Source organism: Gloeocapsopsis sp. IPPAS B-1203, assembly GCF_002749975.1.
In the GTDB taxonomy this organism is placed as follows: Bacteria; Cyanobacteriota; Cyanobacteriia; order Cyanobacteriales; family Chroococcidiopsidaceae; genus Gloeocapsopsis.
Map to the genome: position 1 here is coordinate 1 of NZ_PEIG01000046.1, position 635 is coordinate 635.

The 635-nt window shown below is 49.4% G+C and carries 1 protein-coding gene; it reads left to right on the forward strand.

Annotated features, from left to right (window positions below; all coding sequences use genetic code 11):
- The coding region (locus tag CSQ79_RS26920) for a photosynthetic reaction center family protein (RefSeq protein WP_502693972.1) at positions 1–635 on the forward strand (635 nt) is incomplete at both ends.

The window sequence follows — 635 nt, forward strand, 5'->3', positions numbered from 1 at the left end:
TTGTGGGAGCGGTTTTGCAACTGGGTAACATCAACAGATAATCGGCTATACGTAGGCTGGTTTGGAGTATTGATGATCCCAACCCTCTTAGCAGCAACAACCTGCTTCATCATCGCATTTATAGCAGCCCCCCCCGTAGACATCGACGGGATCAGAGAGCCAGTAGCCGGTTCATTAATCTACGGCAACAACATCATCAGTGGCGCAGTAGTACCATCATCAAACGCAATTGGGTTACACTTCTACCCAATCTGGGAAGCAGCATCATTAGATGAGTGGCTCTACAACGGTGGACCATACCAGTTAGTAATATTCCACTTCTTAATTGGAGTATTCTGCTACATGGGACGCGAGTGGGAACTTAGCTACCGCTTAGGAATGCGCCCGTGGATTGCCGTAGCCTACTCAGCACCAGTAGCAGCAGCAACAGCAGTATTTTTGATCTACCCAATCGGACAAGGTTCATTCAGCGATGGCATGCCACTAGGCATCAGCGGCACATTCAACTTCATGTTAGTGTTCCAAGCCGAGCACAACATCCTGATGCACCCGTTCCACCAGTTAGGAGTAGCAGGAGTATTCGGTGGTGCACTATTCAGCGCCATGCACGGTTCACTAGTCACCAGCTCGTTAGT